This window comes from Pedobacter sp. 22226, assembly GCF_052045455.1.
GTDB lineage: Bacteria > Bacteroidota > Bacteroidia > Sphingobacteriales > Sphingobacteriaceae > Pedobacter > Pedobacter jeongneungensis.
In genome coordinates, this window is the sequence record NZ_JBQEPB010000006.1 from 302703 (window position 1) to 325990 (window position 23288).

The following is a 23288-nucleotide window of genomic DNA, read 5'->3' on the forward strand; positions in this document are numbered from 1 at the left end:
AGGGCTCCCATAATAATATTATGCAGATATTCCGGGTAAAATACGGGGTGATATCATCAACTTAAAACAAAATAATTACTATTTTGCATTATATCGCCTGAAAAACAGTGCAGGCAGAGAAAATTGAAAAATATACATAAATGACCATACTCATCGTTTTCTGCTGCATTGCATTGTTGATTTTAATGATCTCCGTTTTTAAAATCAATGCTTTTCTGGCCTTTCTGACGGTTTCGGTACTGGCAGGAATGGGTTTAGGCTTACCTCTGCCGAAAATTGCAGGTGCTGTTGAAAAAGGAATTGGCGATGTTTTGGGTTCATTGGTAATTATCATTACAACGGGTGCCATGTTGGGCAAACTGGTTGCAGAAAGTGGTGCCGCTCAAAAAATCGCCCAGGTCATGATGGATGTTTTTGGTGCCAGACATATCCAGTGGGCCATGGTAATTACCGGTTTTGTAATCGGCATTCCGCTTTATTATGGAATCGGATTCGTGCTGATGGTTCCACTGATTTTCTCTGTGGTGTACCGTTATAAGTTGCCGGCCCTCTATATTGGTTTGCCGATGCTTGCAGCGCTTTCTGTTACCCATGGTTTTTTACCACCCCATCCATCACCAGCCGCTTTGGTGGTGCAGTTTAAGGCTAATATGGGGCTCACCCTGTTTTATGGATTGCTTGTGGCCATACCTGCAATAGTAATCGGCGGACCGCTTTTTGCCAGAACTTTAAAAAACATCCCTTCCACACCAATGGCATCGTTCAGGGCAAAAGAATTGCCCGAAAATGAACTGCCTGGTACATTTATCAGTCTCTTTACCGCCTTATTGCCTGTTATTTTACTGGGACTTGCTTCTTTTTTGCCGCTGTTTTTAGATCCAGATTCAACTATTCTTCCAATCATTACCTTTTTAGGTCATCCCTCTATTGTGATGTTGATTGTGCTGATTTTAGCAGGCTATTTCCTGGGCATTAGGAGAGGAAAGAAAATGGATTACCTCTCCGGGATTTTTGGCGATGCCTTAAAAGATATCGCACTGATTTTGCTGATCATTGCCGGCTCGGGTGCTTTAAAAGAGATTTTAACCCAAAGTGGTGTGAGTAAAGAAATTGCCGGTTATCTGCAACAATTATCTGTTGAACCCTTATTTTTGGCCTGGTTAATTGCAGCCCTGATCCGTTTTTGTGTAGGTTCTGCAACGGTTGCCGGCCTCACCACAGCAGGTATTATTGTGCCTTTAATGGTGGCCACGCATACCGATCCAAATTTAATGGTTTTGGCGGTTGGCGCAGGCAGCTTAATGTTTTCGCACGTAAACGACGCCGGATTTTGGATGTTTAAAGAATATTTTAATTTAAGCCTTAAAGATACATTCCGATCCTGGGCTTTAATGGAATCAATAGTGGGTACTGCAGGATTAGCCGGCGTACTTTTACTTAAAATAATAATAGCTTAATATGGAAAATATAACGGCAGATGCCAATTTCGAAAAACTTGGATTAAACCTTCCGCCCGCTCCGGCACCGCTTGGGGTGTACAAACCTTATCTTATTGATGGAAAATATTTGTATCTGAGCGGTCATGGTCCGGTAAGGGACGATAAAAGTCTGATTATCGGCCGGATCGGATCTGATATGAATCAGGACGAAGGCAAACTTGCTGCAAGGCAGGTAGGCTTAACCATGTTATCGACCATTAAAACGAATTTGGGAAGTTTGGACAAGGTAAAACGGGTAATTAAGGTTTTAGGAATGGTAAACTGCACACCCGAATTTGAAAAACATCCTTTTATTATTAATGGCTGCAGTGAATTATTTGCAGAAGTTTGGGGGCCTGACAACGGGATAGGTGTAAGAAGTGCGGTAGGTTTTGGTTCACTGCCCGATAATATCCCGGTAGAGATCGAAGCTTTATTCGAACTGTATTAAACCAATATCATGTTAGAAAAGCAATGGTACCTCTTAGATGATCCGGCTTCAGTTGAATCGCCGGGCCTGGTTTTTTATACAGACCGGATTAAGGCCAATATCAAACAGCTTATTTCGATGATCGATGATCAAAACCGACTGCGTCCGCATGTTAAAACTCATAAATCGGCCGGGGTGTGCAAGCTGATGATCGATGCAGGAGTTGCGAAATTTAAATGTGCTACCATTGCCGAGGCAGAAATGCTTGGCCGGTGTGGCGCAGCAGATGTACTGCTTGCTTATCAGCCTGTTGGACCAAATATTGCCAGGTTTACTGCTCTCCAGAAAGCATATCCTCTTACCCAATTCAGTTGCCTGGTTGATGATGAAAAAATTGCGCTCGAACTGACTTCAGTTTCTCAATCAAACGGATTAACTGCTGAGGTTTTTATCGATGTAAATGCAGGCATGGACCGTACGGGTATTTTACCTGAAAAAGTATTGGATCTTTATATAAAACTGGATCAGGTAAAAGGCCTGTCCGTTAAAGGTTTACATGCTTACGATGGTCATATTCATGAAAGTGATTTTGGCATTCGAACCGAAAAAGCAAAATTAATTATTGAGGTATTAAATGGCTTAGCTTCTGCAATTCAAAAACAATCTGAGTATCAACCCGTAATTGTAGCCGGAGGAACACCAACTTTTACCATTTACAATACAGAAAGTACTTTTGATTGCAGTCCCGGTACTTTCGCCCTTTGGGATAAAGGTTATCAGGATGCTTTTGAAGAACAGCAATTTAGTACTGCTGCTTTAGTGATTTCGCGGATTGTTTCTTTACCTGAAAGTAATCTGATCTGCTGCGATTTAGGGCATAAAGCCGTAGCCGCAGAAAAACCGCTTGATAAAAGAGTGGTATTTTTAAATGCCCCTGAGCTTATTCCGGTTAGCCAAAGTGAGGAACATTTGGTTTTAAATGCAGGCGAAAATCACCAATACCAGATAGGTGATGTTTTATACGGGTTGCCGTACCACATCTGCCCGACGGTTGCCCTTTACGAAAATGCGCTTGCTGTTTCAACAGAAAATACTAATCAAATCTGGGACATCACTTCCAGAAAAAGAAAAATAACCATATAAAACCCTGATATGTTTACCATAGATGCCCATTTAGATTTAAGCATGAATGCTTTGGAGTGGAACCGCGATTTAACCCGGCCGCTCTCTGAAATAAATGAGCGTGAACAGGGTTTAACTGATAAACCCGACCGTGCAAAAGCCACTGTATCGCTGCCCGAGCTCCGGAAAGGTAATATTGGTTTGGTGGTGGCTACACAGATTGCCAGGTTTGTTGCACCCGATAACCCATTGCCGGGCTGGCATTCGCCGGAGCAGGCCTGGGCGCAAACGCAAGGGCAATTGGCCTGGTATAAAGCCATGGAAGACCGTGGCGAAATGATCCTGGTGAACGATGTGGCTAGTTTAGAAAAACATCTTGCTTTATGGAAATCAGATTCTCCGAACGAAAAAAAGCGGATCGGATATATTTTAAGTTTGGAAGGTGCCGATTCTGTTGTGCATGTTGATTACCTGCAACAGGCTTATGAAAGCGGATTAAGGGCCGTTGGACCAGCGCATTATGGTCCCGGCAGGTATGCACAGGGAACAGATGCGACAGGTAAACTGCGTCCCGGGGCTTACCAACTGCTTGCTGAGATGGAGAGACTCAATATTATTCTTGATGCCACCCATTTATGTGATGATAGTTTTTGGGATGCACTTGATCATTTTAACGGTCATGTATGGGCCTCGCATAACAATTGCAGGGCTTTAGTAAATCATAACAGGCAGTTTAGTGATGATCAGATTAAAGCATTAATTGCCCGCGGGGCTGTAATTGGTGCGGCTTTAGATGCCTGGATGATGGTACCCAACTGGCAGCGGGGCGTTTCAACGCCAAAAGCAATGAACTGCAACCTCGAAGTGATGATCGATCATATCGACCACATCTGCCAGCTGGCAGGTAATGCCAGGCATGTAGGCATTGGCTCCGATCTGGATGGCGCCTTTGGAAGAGAGCAATGCCCTTATGATTTAGAAAGCATTGCTGATCTTGATAAGATTCCAGGGCTATTCGAAAAGCGTGGTTACAGCAAAACAGATATAGAAAATTTAATGCACGGCAACTGGATCAGGTTTCTGCGCAAAGCGTGGGCATAACTGATTTGGAAATGCATTTTTCGTTCTGGTGAGAAGATTGGTAGGGTGCATGTTTATTATTCGCGTTAAATATTCACTTTTAGAGGAACACCCCGCCCTGCGGACACCCCTCTGGAAGAGGGGAATTGATTTCCCGGGCCGTTCCGTAGGAACGAATCATAGGTAGCCAATTTTTGAAATTGGCGTTCACGTTCCGTAGGAACGTTTGGTGTTTCGCCGTTAATATCAGCTGCTGTTTTGCCATTTAAACCCGATAGAGCGGAATAGCCCGCAGCGTAGCGAGGACTATAAGCGATAGCGGGACTAAAACCTGATTGAAATACAGGTATTGCTTTTCAAAAAAATAATTTGTTAATCAAAAAACACCCCGTCCTGCGGACACCCCTCTGGGAGAGGGGAATGGATTCCCGCGGCCGTTCCGTAGGAACGAATCATAGGTAGCCAATTTTGAAATTGGCGTTTAACGTTCCGTAGGAACGTTTAGTGTTTCGCCATTAATATTAGCTGCTGTTTTGCCGTTTAAACCCGATAGAGCGGAATAGCCCGCAGCGAAGCGAGGACTATAAGCGATAGCGGGACTAACACCTGATTGAAATACAGGTATTGCTTTTAAAAAAAATAATTTGTTAATCAAAAAACACCCCGTCCTGCGGACACCCCTCTGGGAGAGGGGAATTGATTTCCCGCGCCGTTCTGTAGGAACGAATCATAGGTAGCCAATTTTGAAATTGGCGTTCACGTTCCGTAGGAACGTTTGGTGTTCGCCGTTAATATCAGCTGCTGTTTTGCCATTTAAACCAGATAGAGCGGAATAGCCCGCAGCGTAGCGAGGACTATAAGCGATAGCGGGACTAACATCTGATTGAATTACAGGTATTGCTTTTCAAAAAAAATAATTTGTTAATCAAAAAACACCCCGTCCTGCGGATACCCCTCTAAAAGAGGGGAATGAATAACGACCAGGAACTGCTCAACTCTTAAATTCCCGGTCGTTAGCTTTAATTTTACTGCAACAACCTCCACTCGCTAAACTGCAGATCTGCACTTCCATTATTCGAAGTGATAAACAGTTTGTAATATTTGTAGGCCGTGGTATTGCTAATCAATATTTTTTTAGTTTGTCTTCTTAAACCAAAAGTCTGGTTACTTTGGATATCAAGCTGCGCAAAATTTACATTATCGTTTGATCCCATCAATTTCCAACCTTTAGGATCGCGGTCTGGCGCATCATTGCCGGCAGTAATGGTATAACCTTTAACCACCTGACTGGATGAGAAAGTTTGCTGTGCCCAGAAAGTAGCAGGATAGCCGCCCAAAAAGAATTTGGTATTGTAATAGCTGTCTGTCAGTTTTGAAGAACCTTCAGCGGCTGAAGCACCACCTGCATTTTCATTGCTTACACTTAATGTTGCCGAGCTGGTAATATCTTTCAGGTAACTTACATTCGGGAAAGCTGTTCTGGCGGTGGTGAGCTGGGTAGTCCAGTTATTGCCCTGCTCATCTAAGGTGCCGAAAGCGCTTAAAGCAAGCGGTTTAAGATCGATCCCCGTTGCACCGCTCCAAAAATGGATAAATTCGCCGTAATTCATTGACCGTGAAAAACGCGTGATGTTTCCCTGTCCGTTATTTACCGTTTCTTTCGGGAAATATTGCGCCAGGAGGCTAAAATATTTGTTTAAAGCACTTGCATTTCCCTGTTGACTATAAATTGGAAAAAACCAATCCCTGAACCAATAAGTTTGTGCTTTTGGATAATTTTCGGCACCGTTAGCCACCAGGTTATACCAGCGCTGTACGTCGGCTGTGCGGTTTAAGCCAACATAAACGTCGTAGATGTAAATTTCCATCCATTTACTATCATGCCAGATACCAAATGCAGGTGAGTTTAATACATTCCTTGATGCACCTTCAACAATATGCCCTACTTCGTGTGTGGTAATATCAAGGTCGTTGCCTGTGCCCGAAAGCCATGCGCTGGTGCTCGACGAGCCGACATCAATTACATTCCGGTAATCATGACTGGCATCCATATAGGTACTCGGATGGCCACCGCTGTATTTACCGGTATGAAATATGGCCCATAAACGCGAATCGGGACCAAATGAACCATATTTACTTTTGGTGTAATTCCAAACCTGCGCCAGGTAGGTATTGGGCCAGGTAACGGTGCTGCTCACATCATTATCGTGGTAAACCACAATGCTCGTATCATGGTAAAAGCGTTGCAGCACCTGCACATGGTCGAACCAGTGTTCCTGCCAGGTTAGGGGAGGTTCGGCCAATAAGTTTGTGTTTGCCAGGGTAGCGGGTTTTTTCAAAGGCTGCTCCTGTTGATCCAGTTCTTTTTTCTTGCAGGAGAAACTAAGAAAGATCAGAATGCCCGGAATGAGGATTAATCTGTGTTTCATAATAGGTTTTTATATTTAGGTTTGAGTTGATTCCTATATTAAATCCGGCCATCCCACAGTAGACATCTTTTGCGGCCTAAACCGTTTATAAAACCATTTTAGAATTAATTAAAACGTTTTAGTAATCCGGTTAAAAATTAATCCACCGGTATGGGGCGGATCAATAATTTAAATTAGTGATTTAAAAAAGAAAGACTCTTTTGTAATTTAAATATTACAAAAGGGTAGTTGTGTGCTAACGCAATCAAACTACAACAGTATTGATAAATAGGGTATAAATACAGGGATAAATAACGTTTTTTAGCGGAACAATTAGTGATAACAAAGGTTGTTTAAATAAGGATAATACAATCCTGATCAACCTATAAAACATGGAAAATTTAAATTTTGAACAGAACGAAAACGAATTGGATCAAAACACAGTGAATGCTGATCAAACCAATGAAAACGACGAATCGTATGCTACAGACGGGCCGGTAAGTGAAAGTGGTGCCGAAGGAGAGGATGAATTGTCAGACCTTGACGAACAGACTGAAGGTAGCGATGCTGATCAGGATGAGACAGTTGAAGATGATGATGCAGAAGACCAGTTAGCCGGGAGCGATGCTGATTATGATACTTCGGTAACAACGGCTGATCTTGGTGCATTGACTGATGATGAGTCGGCAACAGCTGACGATGATGAGGAAATCGGTTTCGAAAGTGAAGGTGATGACGAATCAGAAGAAAAAGAGAATAATTATTAATCATTTAAATAGTGAACTATGAAAGCAGCTGTTTTCCATAAACCCGGCGATATCAGGGTAGATAATGTGCCGGATCCGGAAATTCTGGATCCACGGGATGTCATTTTAAAAGTTACTTCAACCGCAATCTGCGGCTCAGATTTACATATTTTAAGTGGTGCTGTGCCTCAAAAAGAAAACATGATTTTAGGTCATGAGTTTATGGGCATTGTAGAAGAAGTGGGCTCGGCCATTACCAACCTTAAAAAAGGCGACAGGGTAGTGGTTCCTTTCCCGATTTCATGCGGTACCTGCTTTTTCTGTACGCATGAGGCCTCACCAGCATGCGAAAATTCTAATTATGAACATTACGGGCCAAACGGCGATTTAATGGATCAGAAAGGTGGGGCGCTTTTTGGCTATACCGATCTTTATGGAGGCTATTCGGGCGGACAGGCAGAATATGTGCGTGTTCCTTATGCAGATGTGAGTCCGAGGATCGTGCCCGAACATTTAACCGATGAGCAGGCACTTTTCTTAACAGATATTTTTCCAACAGGCTGGTCGGCAATTGATTGGGCGCAGCTAAAAGGCGGCGAAGTGGTGGCTATTTTTGGCTCAGGACCTGTAGGTTTAATGGCGCAAAAAGCTGCCTGGATAAACGGTGCAAGCCGCGTAATTGCCATCGATCCGCTTGATTACCGCCTGGAAAAAGCAAAAGCCGTTAACAACGTTGATACATTGAATCCGCATAAGGTTGATGTAGTGGAAGCCATCCGTGCTATGACAGGCGGACGTGGGGCTGATGTTTGTGTAGATGCCGTTGGTTTTGAACCTGAGCGTAGTTTTATGGATAAAGTAAAGGCAACGGTTAATTTCGAAAAAGGATCAATGAAAGTGCTCGATATGTGTTTTGAAGCGGTACGCCGCATGGGAACAGTTTCTATTATGGGTGTTTATGGTTCAACTTACGATAATTTTCCGATGCATCGTATATTCGATAAAGGCATTACCATTAAGCAGGGGCAGGCACCGGTGTTAAACTATATTGACAAACTGATCGGTTTGGTTAACGATGGTAAAGTGGTACTCGATGATATCATTACACACAGTTTGCCGCTTGAAGAAGTCGCACACGGATATAAAATCTTTGACGAAAAAGAAGAGGATTGTGTAAAAGTGGTACTGAAACCATAATTTAATAAAGGGCAGCGCCATTGGCAGCTGCCTCTTTTGTGATATATCTTTTTATATCTGCCGTATTTATAATTTGCTATTAGCAAGAGTTAAGATCTGCTCCAGCTGATTTTAACTTTTTCACCACCTTTTATAAACGCTTCAAAGTCTTCTTTCCTATCACTGGCGGGTTTCAGTTCTGCCGATGCGGATGACAATTCAAATTTCAGGTTTTTTGGCATTTTTACTCCCTCGCCGGTTGTAATGCGTAACCTGCATAATATCCGTGGATCACCCTGAGCATGAAAAATAACTGAATTTTTGCTTTTCCTGATGCCTGAAACAGGACAATCAATAAAAATTAAAAAAGATTCTTCTTCAAAACGGATAAAATGACGGGGCAATATGCCAAAGGCATTACCGGCACCATAAACTTCCTGTCCAACAGCACCACTTTGTTCAATGCCATCATGGATATCTTCCAGCGCAATCCAGAGGTTGCGGTTTACTTCGCCTGTTTTTACCTCATCCGAAATCATTTCATCAGGCAAAAACGGCGGATAATAATAGGGTGCCCTTTCTACCAGGTACCTGATAAATTCACAGCAGAGCAGTTTAACAGCTGGCAATATGTCTACGTTTTGTGCATGTTCAAGGTAATCATGAAGGGCGCAAAATACTTCCTGTTCTTCATAGGCTGCGGTATAAGGAGCGTCACTAAGCGGAAAAAGGGCAAAAAAGGTTGGGATGTGTTTGCCAAAACCATAATTACAATCCCAAAGCTGTACATTCTGAAATATAGAAGCTAAACACCGGTAACTTAAATTTAAGTAAAGCTTATTGCCCGTAATTTTATATAAACGCAAAAGCGCCCCCGCACCAAATGCCGTATTGTTGGCTTGATACATTACCTTATAACCAACCTTTTCAAATTTTTTTGCAGCTTTTTCTGCTTCCTTTAAATATTTTCCGTCGTTAGTTAGCTCATATGCCTGTAGCATTACATGTGCATAAAGTCCGGCTACATCCTGCTCACCACCTTCGCCGGGTTTAGTTTCAGCTTTAATAATTTCGAGTGTATCCATTTTATAAAATACCGGCCACTCATATTTAAACTGATGTGCTACTTTTATGGCAAAACCCAAAGAATCAAGAAACAGTTTTTCTGCCTCCTTATCGCCTTTAATGGCCAGCCGCGATAAATTTAGCAGCGGATGGTGCAGGTACCATGAATCCATCACCATCGGCATTTTTTGTTCTTCTTCTCCTTTTAGTTTATCAGCAGCTGCAGGGTGCCAGCGCACCAGGGTTTTTAATTTAGTGCTATAAAAAGCGGGCAGGCCTTTTTTGATGGTGTCCATAACCTTTAACGATTTACCGCTCCATTCACTATAATCGACTAAAGGAAGCAATACCGCAAGCTGTACCATAATTTCAGGAGGTGTATCATAATCACTTACATAAGCGTTAAGGTAACTGTTTCCGCCCACCATCGACCAGCATCCCGGGTTTTCGATCAGGTCTGTTAAACCTTTTTCCAAAATTCCGGGCCAGTGTTTATAATGTGTTGCCGGTTTTGGAATGTGGATATAAACTTCAGCCAGCATATCCAGGTAATCGGTTGCAAGATCTGATTTTGTAGTCTCAACAATTTTAAATGCAACAATCGCATCAGACAGGATTATATTTTCACCAGCTTTCAAAGGTTTGTTTGTTGTTGCCGGCAGCGCAAGACCCAGCTCTGGCAGTATGCCTCCAACCACCTCTTTTAACGAGGTGCCGGTTTGTTCGCAATAGGGCGAAAGCGAGGTAAGGTTCTGGAAATACAGCACCCGCACGTTACGTTCCGGTAATGAAAAATACAAGAGGCCTGATCGCGTTCCAACCTGGCTGACATGGATTTCTCCCATCGGTTTTACGGGATAATCAGCCTGGTTGATGGTTAAAATATCCCTGGGCCAAAAAGGAAAAAAAACATTGGCTACCGGTTTAAATGAACAGGAATATTTTAAAAAGCCAAGTTTTTCGGCCTCAAAAGAAACATTTACATCAAATATGCCGATTGCTGAATTGATCCTGAGCGAAATTTTTTCTTCCTTTTCATTTATAATCAGCTCATCGTTAAGGCCAGCCGGAACATAACACAAACGGAAATAAACCGGATCGGTTTCTTTATCTGAAACGCTGGCCCATAAAGAATCTGCTGTGCTGAATATGGTGAAACTGATTGCACCATAATTTTTGGAATATAATGTTTTACTGCTTTTAAACTGGCCTAGTGCTGTTAGTGCCCATGGTGATAATCCTTTCATGTTGTAACTTTAAGCTGGTTAGTGTGTATGCACAACATTGTTTTTAATGCCATTGTTTTGCTGGCTTTTTAAGGCAGGTCAGGTTGACCAGGTAAGATAGAAATGGTACTGAGTGTGTTTGAATGCATGTGTTGGGGCGGAGATTTCTGTTAATTACGCGTATTTATATCAATTTTGCACGACTTGATAATTTTCATCTTATTTTAGAGAGATTTCGAATTTGTACGCATTTTCATTATCCAACCTTTGATATAAACAATATGAAAATGCACGATCAGAAACTGCAGGTTAGTGCGCTAACCGACCTGAACGAGGAACTGGAAAATTATTTCCGCAATACCATTATTCCGCAACTTTTTATTGATGCATCGTTAACGTTAAGAAAATTTACTCCTCCGGCAATGAAGCAGTTTAGCCTGCAGGAAAGTGATATCGGGAAACCAATAGCAGATGTAAAGGAAAATTTCCGCTTTCCTTCCATTCTAGAAAACATCCAGCAGGTAATAGATTCAGGAGAAATTCTTGAAAAAGAAATCCAAACTATCGATTTCCGCTGGTATCAGATGAATATACTGCCTTATATTGTGAGGAAAAGCAATAAAACCAACGGGGTAATCATCACTTTTGTGGAGATTACGATGCGCATCAGAGACCTGAAAGAGCAGGAACGGTTAATTGCCGAACATGAGCTTTTGCTTGATACGATATCGCACGACATTAAAACACCGCTGACCAGCCTTGGCTTAACCATTGAAATGTTAAAGGCATTGCCAGATAAAAGCATGGAACGGTTTCCGCTTCTGTTAGAGAAAGTAGAGAATAGCTTAAGGAAAATGAAAGATGTTATTTTCGACCTGACGGATTCGAGAAATCACCAGCAAAAGTATAAGGCTTTCCCGGAGCTGATCAGTTTTGAGCATATTGTAGAGGATGCGCGCCTTACACTTGCCCCTCAGATTTTGGAATCGGGAGCAATAATAAATACCGAAATAGAGGTTTCAGAAATGATGTTTGTGAGGCGAAAACTGCGCAGCATTGTGTATAACCTTGTTAATAATGCCATTAAATACCAGGCTGCCGGTCGTGCACCGATCATTACAATCAGAACGGCGTTAGAGGAAGGTTATGTTACCATCACGGTTTCTGATAATGGTATGGGCATAGCAAAGGAAAACCTGAATACCGTTTTTACTAAATTCCAGCGCTTAAACAATGAGGTTGAGGGTACCGGTGTTGGCCTTTACCTGGTAAGGGAAATTGTGGATTATGCAGGTGGAAAAATTACCGTAGAGAGTGAAATTGGCAAAGGATCTTCATTTAAAGTGCACTTAAAATTAGAACATTAACCAATAAGCCTGATCTTAAGCCGCTTGAAAATAACAGCTGCGGCTGTGATTAAGCTCACATAAAAATCGTGCGGTTTGTCAACAGCAGTATTTAATTGCTATTTCCAATTTTGTGGTGTAAAATTTAAAACACCCGTAAAATGGAAAAAAGAATCATAAATCCCTGGCAATGGCAGGATCAGCGCAGTTATGTACAGGCTGTTGAGGTAAAAAACGTAACAGGCACCTTATACGTTTCAGGCCAGACGGCCATTAATGATAAAGGAATCTCCAGCGATGCCGATATGAAAACCCAGTTGATTGATGCCCTGAAAAACCTGGAAACCGTAATTACACAGGCAGGTTACGAATGCAGTGGCATTGTAAGGCTGAATATTTATACCACCGCTACCTACGAGCTATGGCCGCATTTTAATATCTTTCAGGATTGGATTGCAAAACACAACATCAGGCAAGCAACTACCCTGCTCGAAGTAAAAAGCCTTTTCGAAACCTTAAAAGTAGAACTGGAAGCTACTGTGGTAAAGTAAGTTAAATCCCGGTCTGTGTTTCACAGACCGAAACTTATTTAGGGAGTTATAAATTAACGTGTTTTTGTTCGGTAAGTTTAATTCCCTGATCCCCTTTAACTGCCAGTACGTGTGTGGTACAATCTTTCGCTTTAAACAGGTCGTATCCTTCCTGCCACCAGGTTGTCATTTCCTGTTTATTAAATACAAAAGAATGGGTGGTAAGCTCGCGGTTAATGAAATAGAAATTAATTTTTACGTTTTTGCTCGCGGTCTGTAATTTCGAGATGATCAGGTCGTCGTTTGCAATCTGGTTGAGCATAAAATCGCTCGTCCGGGCAAATACCTCAATCGCATTCTGGAGGGGCGGATTATTATAAACGGCTTTTTCCTGTCTTAACACAATCGTATCAATCTCTGTTGCACCCTTTATAATCGCTTCCTGCACCGGAATCAGGTTTCCAAAGCCACCATCAGCATAATCATTTCCATTTTTCTGGTAAAGGCTCATTAATGGGGCCAGGTTGCACGATGCCCACATCCAATCGCAAAAGTCTTCATAATTACAGTCGTTGCTCGATTTGTATTCGATCAGTTGCGTAGTTAAATTGGCTACAGTAACCACCACTTCTTTACCAAGTGCCTTAATGGTTTCAAAATCTTTACGCTTAAAATTGTTCCTGATTAAATTTCTTAAACCCGTACTGTCGCCCAGCGTTTTCTGTCGCTTAAAAAACTGCTTAATAATCCCGAAATGGTTCATACGCAGTTTTACTTTCCCATTTTTGTATTTAACAATGAACGGGCAAACCGTAAAAATATCTGATTGTGAAATGGTGGTGTAAAGTTTTTTAATCCTTTCTACATCGCCAATGGCCAGAAAAGGGATGAGCAAACTCCCGGTTGAAGAACCTACAAAGAGATCATAATTTGTTTCACGGTATTTAATGAGGTATTCTGCTACACCACCGGCAAAAGCACCCTTGCTGCCGCCGCCCGAAATAACCAATGTCTTCATGTTCTGCTCCTTCGAAAGTTATTATCAAATATAATGGTTTAGTCTGAAGTCCGGAGTCAATCATCGGTAGATCAGTAATCTAATTTCAATGCGATTGTCGCCCTGAGGAATAATTTATTGCGGCCTCCAATATTTTTCCCTATCTTTTCATCCACTAACCAATATTTTCTTTTATCGATAAAACGATTTACCATCCCGGAACATGAAAACCAGTTTTAAAACAATTTTTGCCATCGGCACCTTACTTATTCTTTCCCAATTTGCTTTTGCTGCCGATATCGAAATCAAGATCAACAAACGTTACCTTAACCTTCCCGTTTCCCAAAAACAGGCCAGGGCCACTATGAAGTTCGGAATTTCAGGCAGGCAGGAGCGGGTTTTTAAGATCAGGCTGGCAAAAGACGAACCCGAATACTGGGTTTTCTGTGATGTTACGGCCTTGAAAGGACAAACGATTAAAATCAGTTACGAGGGCGATGCTGCGGGTTTACAGAAAATTTATCAGGATGATGAAATTGAAGGGCAAAAGTCCATTTACAAAGAGAAAAACCGGCCGCAGTTTCATTTCACTACCAAACGGGGATGGATAAACGACCCGAACGGCCTTATTTTTTACGAAGGCGAATATCACCTGTTTTATCAGCATAATCCATATGAGCGCGAATGGGAAAACATGTCGTGGGGCCATGCCGTAAGTAAAGATATGATCCATTGGGAAGAATTGCCAACTGCTTTAAGTCCTGATCAAACGGGTACGATGTTTTCTGGCTCAGCTGTAATTGACTATAATAACACGGCTGGTTTTAACAAAGGCAATACTCCGGCCATGGTAGCCACTTATACCGCTTTTACGGATGAAAAACAGGTGCAATGTGTGGCTTACAGCCTGGATAAAGGGCGTACCTGGACAAAATACAGTAAAAATCCAGTGATCGATTCGAAAGCAAAATGGAACAGTGTAGATACCCGCGATCCGAGGGTTTTCTGGTATAAGCCAGGCAAACATTGGGTGATGGTGCTCAATGAACGCGATGGGCACTCGATTTATAATTCGGCCAACTTAAAAGACTGGACTTTCCAAAGTCATACCACCGGCTTTTGGGAATGCCCCGATTTATTTGAACTGCCTGTTGACGGAGATAAAAATAAAACGAAATGGGTGATGTACGGCGCTTCGAACACTTATATTACCGGTACTTTTGATGGCAAGAAATTTATACCCGAATCTGGTAAACACTATTATGTAACCGGAAGCATTTATGCTGCCCAAACCTTTACCAATATCCCCGAAAGCGATGGCAGAAGGATCCAGATTGGATGGGGGAGGATTAGTCACCCCGATATGCCTTTTAACGGCATGATGCTTTTACCCACCGAACTTAAACTTAAAACCACAAAAGATGGCTTGCGTTTAGTGAGCCAACCTGTAAAAGAGGCCGGACAACTTTTCGAAAACGCTGGTGGATGGAGCAATTTAAGCGCAAAAGACGCGAACGAAAAGCTCAGTTCCTATAGTGGTACAGACAGGATCCGCATTAAAACTACGCTGAAACTTTCTCATGCCACCAGTGCCGGATTAAGCCTTTCAGGGCAGAAAATACTGGACTATGATATGAATTTTAATCTGATAAACGGTGTTTTCTATTCACCGGAAGATATGACCAGCATGGAAATTTCTGCAGATATTTTTATCGATCGTACCTCTGTTGAAGTTTTTATTGATGGTGGCGCCTATTCCTATTCAATGGAGCGAAAACCAGATGCTAAAAACACCGAAGGTTTTCAGCTTTGGGGAAATAATATCGAAATTAAAGATTTAAAAGTTTACTCGGTTAAATCTATATGGCAATAAAACAGCCTGTAGTTGAATCAATTTTTGAAAACTATAATCCTGAAACTCATTAATCCTGTTCTGAATCAGTAACATTATGAAAAATATATTTTTAGCAATTACCAGCTTATGCATTTTGCTCATTTCTAATCCGGTTTCAGCCCGGCAAGCTTATCCGGAATTGGGTATTGTAAGCGGTTTGGCGCAAGATAGTACAGCGTATGCTGCTGGGTTTAAAATGATTGGTGAATCCGTACCGAAGATACTTTCGCCTACTTTGAGTGAAGATGAATTTCAAGCCAGTTTGAAAAGAATTAAAGCCGCGAAATGTAAAGTATTAAGCTGTAACCTTTTCTTCCCGAGCAGTTTAAAAATTGCAGGCCCCGATGTAGATGAAGCGAAAGTTTTAAGTTATACCGAAACTGTGCTTTCGAGGGCAAAACTAGCGGGCGTAAAATACATTGTTCTCGGCAGTTCGGGAGCGAGAAGTATTCCGGCTGGTTACGATCTGGATAAAGCAAAAGCAGATTTCGTAATCCTTTGCAAAGAACTCGGCCAGATGGCTAGGAAAAATGAGGTGGTGATCCTGTTGGAAAACCTCGAAACCACCGAAACCAATTTCATTACCTCATTAAAAGCAGCAGCCGAAATTGTAAAGAAAGTACACGAACCCAACTTCAGGCTTAATGTTGATATTTTCCACATGCTGCGTGAAGGCGAATCGCCCGATGAAATTATTGCTGCCGCTAAACAAGTTGGCTTTTGCGAAATTGCCGAAAAAGAAAAACGTAGCCTGCCCGGTGTGGCCGGCGATGATTTCAGGCCGTACCTCAGGGCATTAAAGAAAATCAACTACAAAGGGTATATCTTTATCGAAGCCAGTACCAATAATGCCGCTGTAGAAATGCCACAGGCTTTTAAATACCTTACTAAACAAATAGAAGAGGTTTATTCAGTTAAATAATATATCAACCAAAACTCAGCTGTTATCCGGTGGCTCAGTTGGTGAAAAATAATGATTACCTAAATAATTTTCGGTGTAAACCAAAAGGCCCAATGGTTGATATGGGGACTTTTCTGTTCATTGGGTTACTATCCTGCTTTTATGCAAACGTTTGTGCAGTGAAAAATTAAAACAGCATCCGTACTTATCAATATATTGTAGGCTATAAACGCTTACCATCTTTAATGTATGATAAAAAGAACTGCTTTAGTAATATTAGCCTGCCTGTTTACCTTTAATTCTTTTGCACAACAATCAAAATCCAGGCCCAACATTGTGTACATTCTGGCCGATGACCTGGGTTATGGTGAACTGGGTAGTTATGGACAGCAGAAGATAGAAACCCCTAATTTAGATGAACTGGCCAAACGTGGCATGCGTTTTACCCAGCATTATGCCTATCCGGTTTGTGCACCCTCCAGATATGGATTGATGACAGGTATCAACTCGGGTAAAGCATTTATCCGCGGCAACCACGAGTGGGACGAACGTGGAGAAGTATGGAACTTTAAGGCAATGGAGGCCAATCCCTTTCTCGAAGGCCAGTATCCCATCCCTGATTCTACCATCACCATTGCCAAAGTATTAAAAACGGTAGGTTATCATACCGCATTGGTAGGCAAATGGGGATTGGGAAGTCCGATGACTGCTGGCGTACCCAACCGTCAGGGGTTTGATTATTTCTATGGGTTTATCTGTCAGCGGCAGGATCATACCTATTACAGCGGCCATTTATGGGAAAATGAAAACCGGGTTCCGCTTGATAATAAGATTGTTGATCCTGATGTTAAATTCCCCGCAGATCTTGATCCTTTAAACGAAAAAAACTACGAAAAATACCAGCAGAACGATTATGCGCCTGATTTTCTGATCAAAGCTGCATTAAATTTTATCGGCAAAAATAAAGATAACCCCTTCTTTTTGTACTACGCCAGTCCTTTGCCACATGTATCTTTACAGGCACCTAAAGACCTGGTTAATTACTACCACAAAAAGTTTGGCGATGAAAAGCCGTTTCTTGGAGGCTCGTACTTCCCTTGCCGCTATCCGCGTGCTACGTATGCTGCTATGATTACATTGCTCGACAGGCAGATAGGACAATTGATTAAAAAACTGAAGGATGAAGGTGTTTACGATAATACAATCATCATGTTCTGCGCCGATAACGGTACCGCGTTTAATGCAGGGGCTGATCCCGTATTTTTTAACAGCAACGGCCCTTTTAAGGGCGAATACGGCTGGGGGAAAGGTTTTGTGAGAGAAGGGGGCATCAGAGAACCGTTCATCGTATCCTGGCCGGGTAAAGTAAAAGAAGGTGCTACAAGCGACCTGATCTCTTCAACTTTGGATATGATGCCAACCTTTTGCGACCTCCTGAAGATCAACACACCATCCGGAATTGACGGATTAAGTATTTTACCAACCATTTTGAATAAAGGAAAACAGGTACAGCATGATTACCTCTACTTCGAATATCCCGAATATGGCGGACAACAAGCCATCCGCATCGGGAACTGGAAAGGAGTAAGATTAGATATGTTAAAAGGCAATGATAAATGGACATTGTACGATCTGAATACCGACCTGAAAGAACAAAATGATGTGGCATCGGCCCATCCCGATATCATTAAGCAAATGGTTGCCATTTCGAAAAAAGAACACCGTACCCCGCTAATTAAACGTTTCGAAATACCTGTTCTGGAAAAGGAAAAACGAGAGTATTAAGTAACTTTTAGCTGTTTAAGATAGCTAATATCGTCGTAATATTTAAATTTGGCCGATTACAATTTTCCTCAACATGACCTATATAGAAAAATTACAGGCCTTGCGTACGTTAATGGCCGGGCATAATATAGATGCCTATATCATTACCGCGGCCGATCCGCATATCAGCGAATATCTGCCGGCGCATTACAAAGCCATTCCGTTTGTTAGTGGTTTTACAGGCTCTGCCGGAACGCTGGTAATTACACAGGAATTTGCAGGTCTTTGGACAGATTCGAGGTATTTTACACAGGCAGAGGCGCAATTGAGCGGTTCGGGTTATGAACTGGTAAAATTAAAAATACCGCATACGCCCGAGTACATCGATTGGTTGTCCGGAGTTTTACCTAAAGGTGCCACGGTCGGCTTTAATTACCAGTTAATCACCGTTACATTGGCTACAGCGCTAAAAAATAGCCTGCAGCAACAACAAATAGCGATAACCAATGTAGATTTCGTTAGCGAGATATGGACCGATAGGGTAGGCCTTCCAGCGGAGAAAGCTTATTTAATCGATGCAGAAGCTGCCGGCCTCAGCATCTCAGCTAAAATAACGCAGGTAAGAACCAACTTAATTGCATACGGAGCCGGTTATCACTTTATTTCCGCACTTGATGATATTGCCTGGCTTTTTAACTTGCGTGGCAGTGATGTAGATTACAATCCGGTTGCTTTAAGCTTTGCTTTAATCACACCAAACGAAACAAAGCTTTTCATCAATGAAGAAAAACTTTCAAAGAACGATATAGAGACTTTAAATCAGCAGGGAGTAGATTTATATCCCTATCATGAAGCAGGTAATGCACTGGAAACGCTGCCAGAAGAGGCTACGGTTTTTATTGATCCAAAACGGACATGCTTTGGCCTCTGTCAGCTTTTACCCCAAACAGCTAAAATAATTTCAGGGATTAATCCGGTCACACATTTAAAAAGCCTGAAAAACGGCACGGAAATCAAACATATCCGGAAAGCCATGCTGCATGATGGTGTAGCTTTAACCAGGTTTTTTAAATGGCTGGAAGATCGTCTGGGAAAAGAAAAAATTACAGAGTGGTCTGCTGCTCAAAAACTGGATGCTTTCAGGGCTGAAAATGCTTCTTTCGTTGGTTTAAGCTTTAATACCATTTCGGGCTATAATGCCAATGGTGCACTGCCACATTATACTGTAACGCCGGAAAGCGATCAGGAAATCAATGGCGATGGTTTGTTTCTGGTCGATTCAGGAGGACAGTACCTTTATGGCACAACCGATATTACAAGGGTGATACCCATCGGCAATTGCACAGTACGCCAGGCCGACGATTATACTTTGGTGTTAAAAGGTTTGATAGAAGGATCTAAACTCATCTTTCCGGCAGGTACAAATGGTTACCAGATCGATGCTGTTTGTAGAAAACCCCTTTGGGAGTATGGAATCAACTTCGGCCACGGCACAGGTCACGGTATTGGTTTTTTTCTGAACGTACATGAAGGACCTCAGACCATTAGCCCGGCTAATGTAGATATTGCCTTTAAGCCTGGCATGGTAACCTCAATCGAACCTGGTATTTATCGTCCTGCAAAACACGGTGTGAGGATCGAGAACCTGGTTTTATGCATTTCCCACAACCATACTGAATTTGGTGATTTCCTCGCTTTCGAAACATTAACCTTATGTTACATTGATACTTCGGTTATAAATAAATCACTTTTAGAAAGCCATCAGCTGGCCTGGTTAAACCACTATAATCAAACAGTTTTTAACCAGCTTCAACCTTTGCTTTCTGTAGAAGAAGTTGCATGGCTGAAAGAGAAATGTAAGGCGATTTAATTTATCATCATTTCAGGAGGCCAGTTATAACAAATGAAGAATTTGGAATGACAGGTGTATCCTTGAATCATAATTTCGACAGGGTGGAGAAATCTTTAAAATTATAATTAGAGATTTCTCCTAAGATCACGATTGAGCACTATTCTACGATAATCTTCAATGAAATATTTTATAATTTCTTGAGCTTTACAACAAAGTTTTTATTATTATATTCACTATTATGAATTGATAATGAATAAACTGTATAGCTTGATGGTATTATATGTTAATATAAAATTACTTAAAGTGTTATCATTCAATTATATAAATAAATTATTCGGAATTAAATATTGAATAAAAACTTTAATTGTATGTGATTGCTCTTACTAAATCAGATACTTATTCAATCACAAATTTGATAATCAATTGTTTATAGTCTTTAATTTAATTACTGTCAGATTTTGTACTAATTTTTCGGTAAGCAGAATATTATTATGACTTTTATAAATAGCTTATAATTTGCAAATACAACCCATATTTTAGCCATTCTGTTTAATAGCTATTGCATAAAGATCACTTTTGGGATATTTGCCTAATTCATAAAAATATGTTTGAAAAGAAAGTTTACCTCCAACGACGCTCCGCATTAAAATCAAAAATCAATTCCGGGATATTACTCTTTCTGGGTAACGAAGATAGTCCCATGAACTATAAAGATAACACCTACCATTTTAGGCAGGACAGTACCTTTTTGTATTACTTTGGGATCAGCGAACCTTCACTGGCTGCAATTATTGATTTAGAGGAAGATGAAACCATTCTGTTCGGCAACGAAATGGGCATTGATGATATCGTTTGGATGGGTCGTCAAAAAACATTAGCCGAAAAAAGTGCAGACTCAGGCTTAACCAAAGTGCTGCCCCTTGATCAACTTGATACCTACCTCGATCAATATCAGATAAAAAAACGTGCCGTTCATTTTTTACCACCGTATCGCCCGGAGAATAAAATTAAACTGGCAAATTGGTTTAACATTCCGATTGGTCAGCTTAAAGAACATGCATCGCTTGATTTTATAAAGGCAGTTGTTTCACAGCGTTCAGTTAAGTCAGCTGAAGAAATAGTAGAACTGGATCGTGCCGCATCGCGCTCTGCCGATATTCATCTAATGGTAATGCAACAGGCAAAACCCGGGATGTACGAGCGTGAGCTTGCAGCAAAAATACAGGGCGAGGCATTGGCCTCGGGAGGCAATCTGGCTTATCCGGTTATCCTCACCGTTCAGGGCGAAATTCTCCATAACCACTACCACGGAAACCAGCTTAAAGAGGGCCAGTTAGTACTCAACGATTCGGGTGTGGAAACCGCTTTAGGTTATGCCGGCGATCTTACCCGTACTTTTCCGGTGGGCAAGAAATTCAGCCCTGAGCAAAAAGATGTTTACGATATCGTACTCAATGCCTATACCCACGCTAAAAACCTTTTGGCTCCCGGTGTTAGGTATTTAGATGTACACCTGGCTTCCTGTAAAATGCTTGCGCAGGGTTTAAAAGATATTGGATTGATGAAAGGAAATGTAGACGATGCCGTACAGGCTGGTGCGCATGCCATGTTTTTTCAATGCGGCACCGGCCATATGATGGGCCTCGATGTACATGATATGGAAGATTTAGGCGAGCAATATGTAGGTTATACCGACGAGCTGGTTAAAAATACAGCACAGTTTGGTTTAAAATCGTTAAGATTAGGCAAGGCGCTCGAAGCAGGTTATGTATTAACTGTTGAGCCCGGAGTTTACATCATCCCCGAACTGATTGACCGCTGGAAAGCCGCCAATCAATTTACTGAATTTATCAACTACGATAAGTTAGAGCAGTTTAGAAACTTTAGCGGCATCAGGGTAGAAGATGATTTTCTGGTTACCGAAAACGGAAGCAGAATGTTAGGTAAACATTTAGCCTTAACTACTGCAGAAGTTGAATCGATCAGAAGCGGTGCTTATTAAAAAATAAACATTAAAATGCCGTTAGATGGTAGCATCTGACGGATCACCTAAATGGTATTCTTTTTCGAAAGAATACCATTTTTTTTTGCGCTCGTCTCATTATTTCATTTTGAGCGTATTCTACATGATGATTATTCCTCTGGTCATTTACCTGCTGATTTAAATGGTGCATTTCCGGTCGGTATTGGTTAAAATCCAACAATGTTGCCATTTACATATCCCCTAAATTTGAAAATCATTTAAAAGTTTATTCATATTAAACCTAAATGATGATAGTTTAATTAACTAAAGCTAAAATTTAGTTAAAATTCATATCAATCTTAATATTAAAAATATAAAAGTAAATGAGTATCAAATGGACGGGAGTTTTTCCTGCTGTAACCACTAAGTTTACAGCGAATGATGAATTGGATTTTCCGGCTTTCGATTTAAATATCGAAGCACAGCTGGAAGCAGGCGCAGAAGGCATTATTTTGGGTGGATCACTTGGCGAAGCCAGTGTGCTTACTGATGAAGAAAAATTTGGCCTGCTGTCGCACACTTTAAGCCTCGTAAACGGCCGTGTACCTGTTTTGTTGAACATTGCAGAGTCTACCACAAAAAAAGCGATTGAAGCCGCTAAAAAAGCAGAATCACTTGGCGCAAACGGATTGATGTTATTGCCACCAATGCGTTATAATGCAGCGGCCGATGAAACCCTTGCATTTTTCGGGGCGATTGCAGAAAGCACCAGTCTGCCCATCATGATTTACAACAATCCGGTCGACTATAAAATCGAGGTAACACTGGATATGTTTGAAGTGTTAACCAAATATGATAACATCCAGGCGATAAAAGAATCAACGAGAGATGTTTCAAATGTTACCCGTTTAATCAACCGCTTTGGCGACCGGTTTAAAATCTTTACCGGTGTAGATCCCCTGGCGATGGAAAGTATCGTAATGGGTGCCCATGGATGGGTTGCAGGCTTGGTTGATGCTTTTCCAAGAGAAACCGTAGCAATTTTCAGGCTGATCAAGCAAAACCGCATTGCCGAAGCCCTCACCATTTACCGCTGGTTTTTACCTGTGTTGGAACTGGATATCCACGCCAAATTGGTACAATACATTAAACTGGCAGAGGTAGCCACTGGCTTAGGAACAGAGGCTGTGCGTGCCCCACGTTTACCGTTAAGCGGGGCAGAAAGAGAAAAAGTATTGAAAATTATCAACGATGCATTAGCTGTTCGTCCTGAATTACCAGCCGGAAGTTGGGGCAAATAGTTTAAAAAT

Annotated in this window: 17 protein-coding genes; 14 read left to right on the plus strand and 3 right to left on the minus strand. The window is 41.6% G+C overall.

The window, feature by feature from the left end; translation table 11 throughout:
- Nucleotides 1-140 precede the first annotated feature (140 nt).
- Genes ACTJKC_RS15950 through ACTJKC_RS15965 form a run of 4 tightly spaced genes read left to right on the plus strand, consistent with a single transcriptional unit; the run spans nucleotide 141 to nucleotide 4131 of the window.
- Entirely contained in the window at nucleotides 141-1457 is a 1317-nt protein-coding gene (locus tag ACTJKC_RS15950; RefSeq protein WP_440793422.1) for a gluconate:H+ symporter, read from the plus strand.
- A gap of 1 nt (nucleotide 1458) precedes the next feature.
- The gene (locus ACTJKC_RS15955) at nucleotides 1459-1929 is read left to right on the plus strand and encodes a RidA family protein (RefSeq protein ID WP_440793424.1); all 471 of its coding nucleotides are present in this window, start codon (nucleotides 1459-1461) and stop codon (nucleotides 1927-1929) included.
- Nucleotides 1930-1938: 9 nt separating this feature from the next.
- Entirely contained in the window at nucleotides 1939-3051 is a 1113-nt protein-coding gene (locus ACTJKC_RS15960) for a D-TA family PLP-dependent enzyme (RefSeq protein WP_440793426.1), read from the plus strand.
- A gap of 9 nt (nucleotides 3052-3060) precedes the next feature.
- Nucleotides 3061-4131, plus strand: a complete 1071-nt coding sequence (locus ACTJKC_RS15965) for a dipeptidase (protein ID WP_440793428.1) — start codon at nucleotides 3061-3063, stop codon at nucleotides 4129-4131.
- Nucleotides 4132-5135: 1004 nt separating this feature from the next.
- Here the strand turns inward: ACTJKC_RS15965 and ACTJKC_RS15970 are convergent.
- Complete coding sequence (locus ACTJKC_RS15970) at nucleotides 5136-6539, minus strand: hypothetical protein (protein WP_440793430.1); 1404 nt, start codon at nucleotides 6537-6539, stop codon at nucleotides 5136-5138.
- A gap of 371 nt (nucleotides 6540-6910) precedes the next feature.
- On the opposite strand from ACTJKC_RS15970, the gene ACTJKC_RS15975 reads away from it, so the two are divergent.
- Together ACTJKC_RS15975 and ACTJKC_RS15980 are read left to right on the plus strand one after the other, a co-directional pair.
- Nucleotides 6911-7285 carry a hypothetical protein gene (locus ACTJKC_RS15975; RefSeq protein ID WP_440793431.1) on the plus strand — a complete coding sequence of 125 codons (375 nt, stop codon included), beginning with the start codon at nucleotides 6911-6913 and terminating at the stop codon, nucleotides 7283-7285.
- 18 nt (nucleotides 7286-7303) lie between these two features.
- Complete coding sequence (locus ACTJKC_RS15980; protein ID WP_440793433.1) at nucleotides 7304-8461, plus strand: zinc-dependent alcohol dehydrogenase; 1158 nt, start codon at nucleotides 7304-7306, stop codon at nucleotides 8459-8461.
- A gap of 89 nt (nucleotides 8462-8550) precedes the next feature.
- On the opposite strand, the gene ACTJKC_RS15985 is transcribed toward ACTJKC_RS15980, so the two are convergent.
- Entirely contained in the window at nucleotides 8551-10752 is a 2202-nt protein-coding gene (locus tag ACTJKC_RS15985) for a hypothetical protein (RefSeq protein ID WP_440793435.1), read from the minus strand.
- Nucleotides 10753-11018: 266 nt separating this feature from the next.
- On the opposite strand from ACTJKC_RS15985, the gene ACTJKC_RS15990 reads away from it, so the two are divergent.
- Nucleotides 11019-12098, plus strand: a complete 1080-nt coding sequence (locus ACTJKC_RS15990; RefSeq protein ID WP_440793437.1) for a sensor histidine kinase — start codon at nucleotides 11019-11021, stop codon at nucleotides 12096-12098.
- 140 nt (nucleotides 12099-12238) lie between these two features.
- Entirely contained in the window at nucleotides 12239-12628 is a 390-nt protein-coding gene (locus ACTJKC_RS15995) for a RidA family protein (RefSeq protein WP_440793439.1), read from the plus strand.
- Nucleotides 12629-12674: 46 nt separating this feature from the next.
- Here the strand turns inward: ACTJKC_RS15995 and ACTJKC_RS16000 are convergent, their stop codons facing one another.
- Nucleotides 12675-13625, minus strand: coding sequence for a patatin-like phospholipase family protein (locus ACTJKC_RS16000; RefSeq protein WP_440793441.1), 951 nt, complete (start codon nucleotides 13623-13625; stop codon nucleotides 12675-12677).
- A 202-nt stretch (nucleotides 13626-13827) separates the two neighbouring features.
- Here ACTJKC_RS16000 and ACTJKC_RS16005 point away from each other — a divergent pair, with 202 nt between their 5' ends.
- The 6 genes from ACTJKC_RS16005 to ACTJKC_RS16030 all read left to right on the plus strand — a co-directional run bounded on the left by ACTJKC_RS16005 (nucleotide 13828) and on the right by ACTJKC_RS16030 (nucleotide 23279).
- The gene (locus ACTJKC_RS16005; RefSeq protein WP_440793443.1) at nucleotides 13828-15477 is read left to right on the plus strand and encodes a 2,6-beta-D-fructofuranosidase; all 1650 of its coding nucleotides are present in this window, start codon (nucleotides 13828-13830) and stop codon (nucleotides 15475-15477) included.
- A 76-nt stretch (nucleotides 15478-15553) separates the two neighbouring features.
- Nucleotides 15554-16420 carry a sugar phosphate isomerase/epimerase family protein gene (locus ACTJKC_RS16010; protein ID WP_440793445.1) on the plus strand — a complete coding sequence of 289 codons (867 nt, stop codon included), beginning with the start codon at nucleotides 15554-15556 and terminating at the stop codon, nucleotides 16418-16420.
- A 228-nt stretch (nucleotides 16421-16648) separates the two neighbouring features.
- Complete coding sequence (locus tag ACTJKC_RS16015) at nucleotides 16649-18184, plus strand: arylsulfatase (protein ID WP_440793447.1); 1536 nt, start codon at nucleotides 16649-16651, stop codon at nucleotides 18182-18184.
- Nucleotides 18185-18257: 73 nt separating this feature from the next.
- Entirely contained in the window at nucleotides 18258-20033 is a 1776-nt protein-coding gene (locus ACTJKC_RS16020; RefSeq protein WP_440793449.1) for an aminopeptidase P family protein, read from the plus strand.
- 586 nt (nucleotides 20034-20619) lie between these two features.
- On the plus strand, nucleotides 20620-22017 hold the full coding sequence (locus ACTJKC_RS16025; RefSeq protein WP_440793451.1) for an aminopeptidase P family protein: 1398 nt from the start codon (nucleotides 20620-20622) through the stop codon (nucleotides 22015-22017).
- Between the two features lie 344 nt (nucleotides 22018-22361).
- Nucleotides 22362-23279: a dihydrodipicolinate synthase family protein gene (locus ACTJKC_RS16030; RefSeq protein ID WP_344853978.1), complete on the plus strand. Its 918-nt coding sequence runs from the start codon at nucleotides 22362-22364 to the stop codon at nucleotides 23277-23279.
- Nucleotides 23280-23288 lie beyond the last annotated feature (9 nt).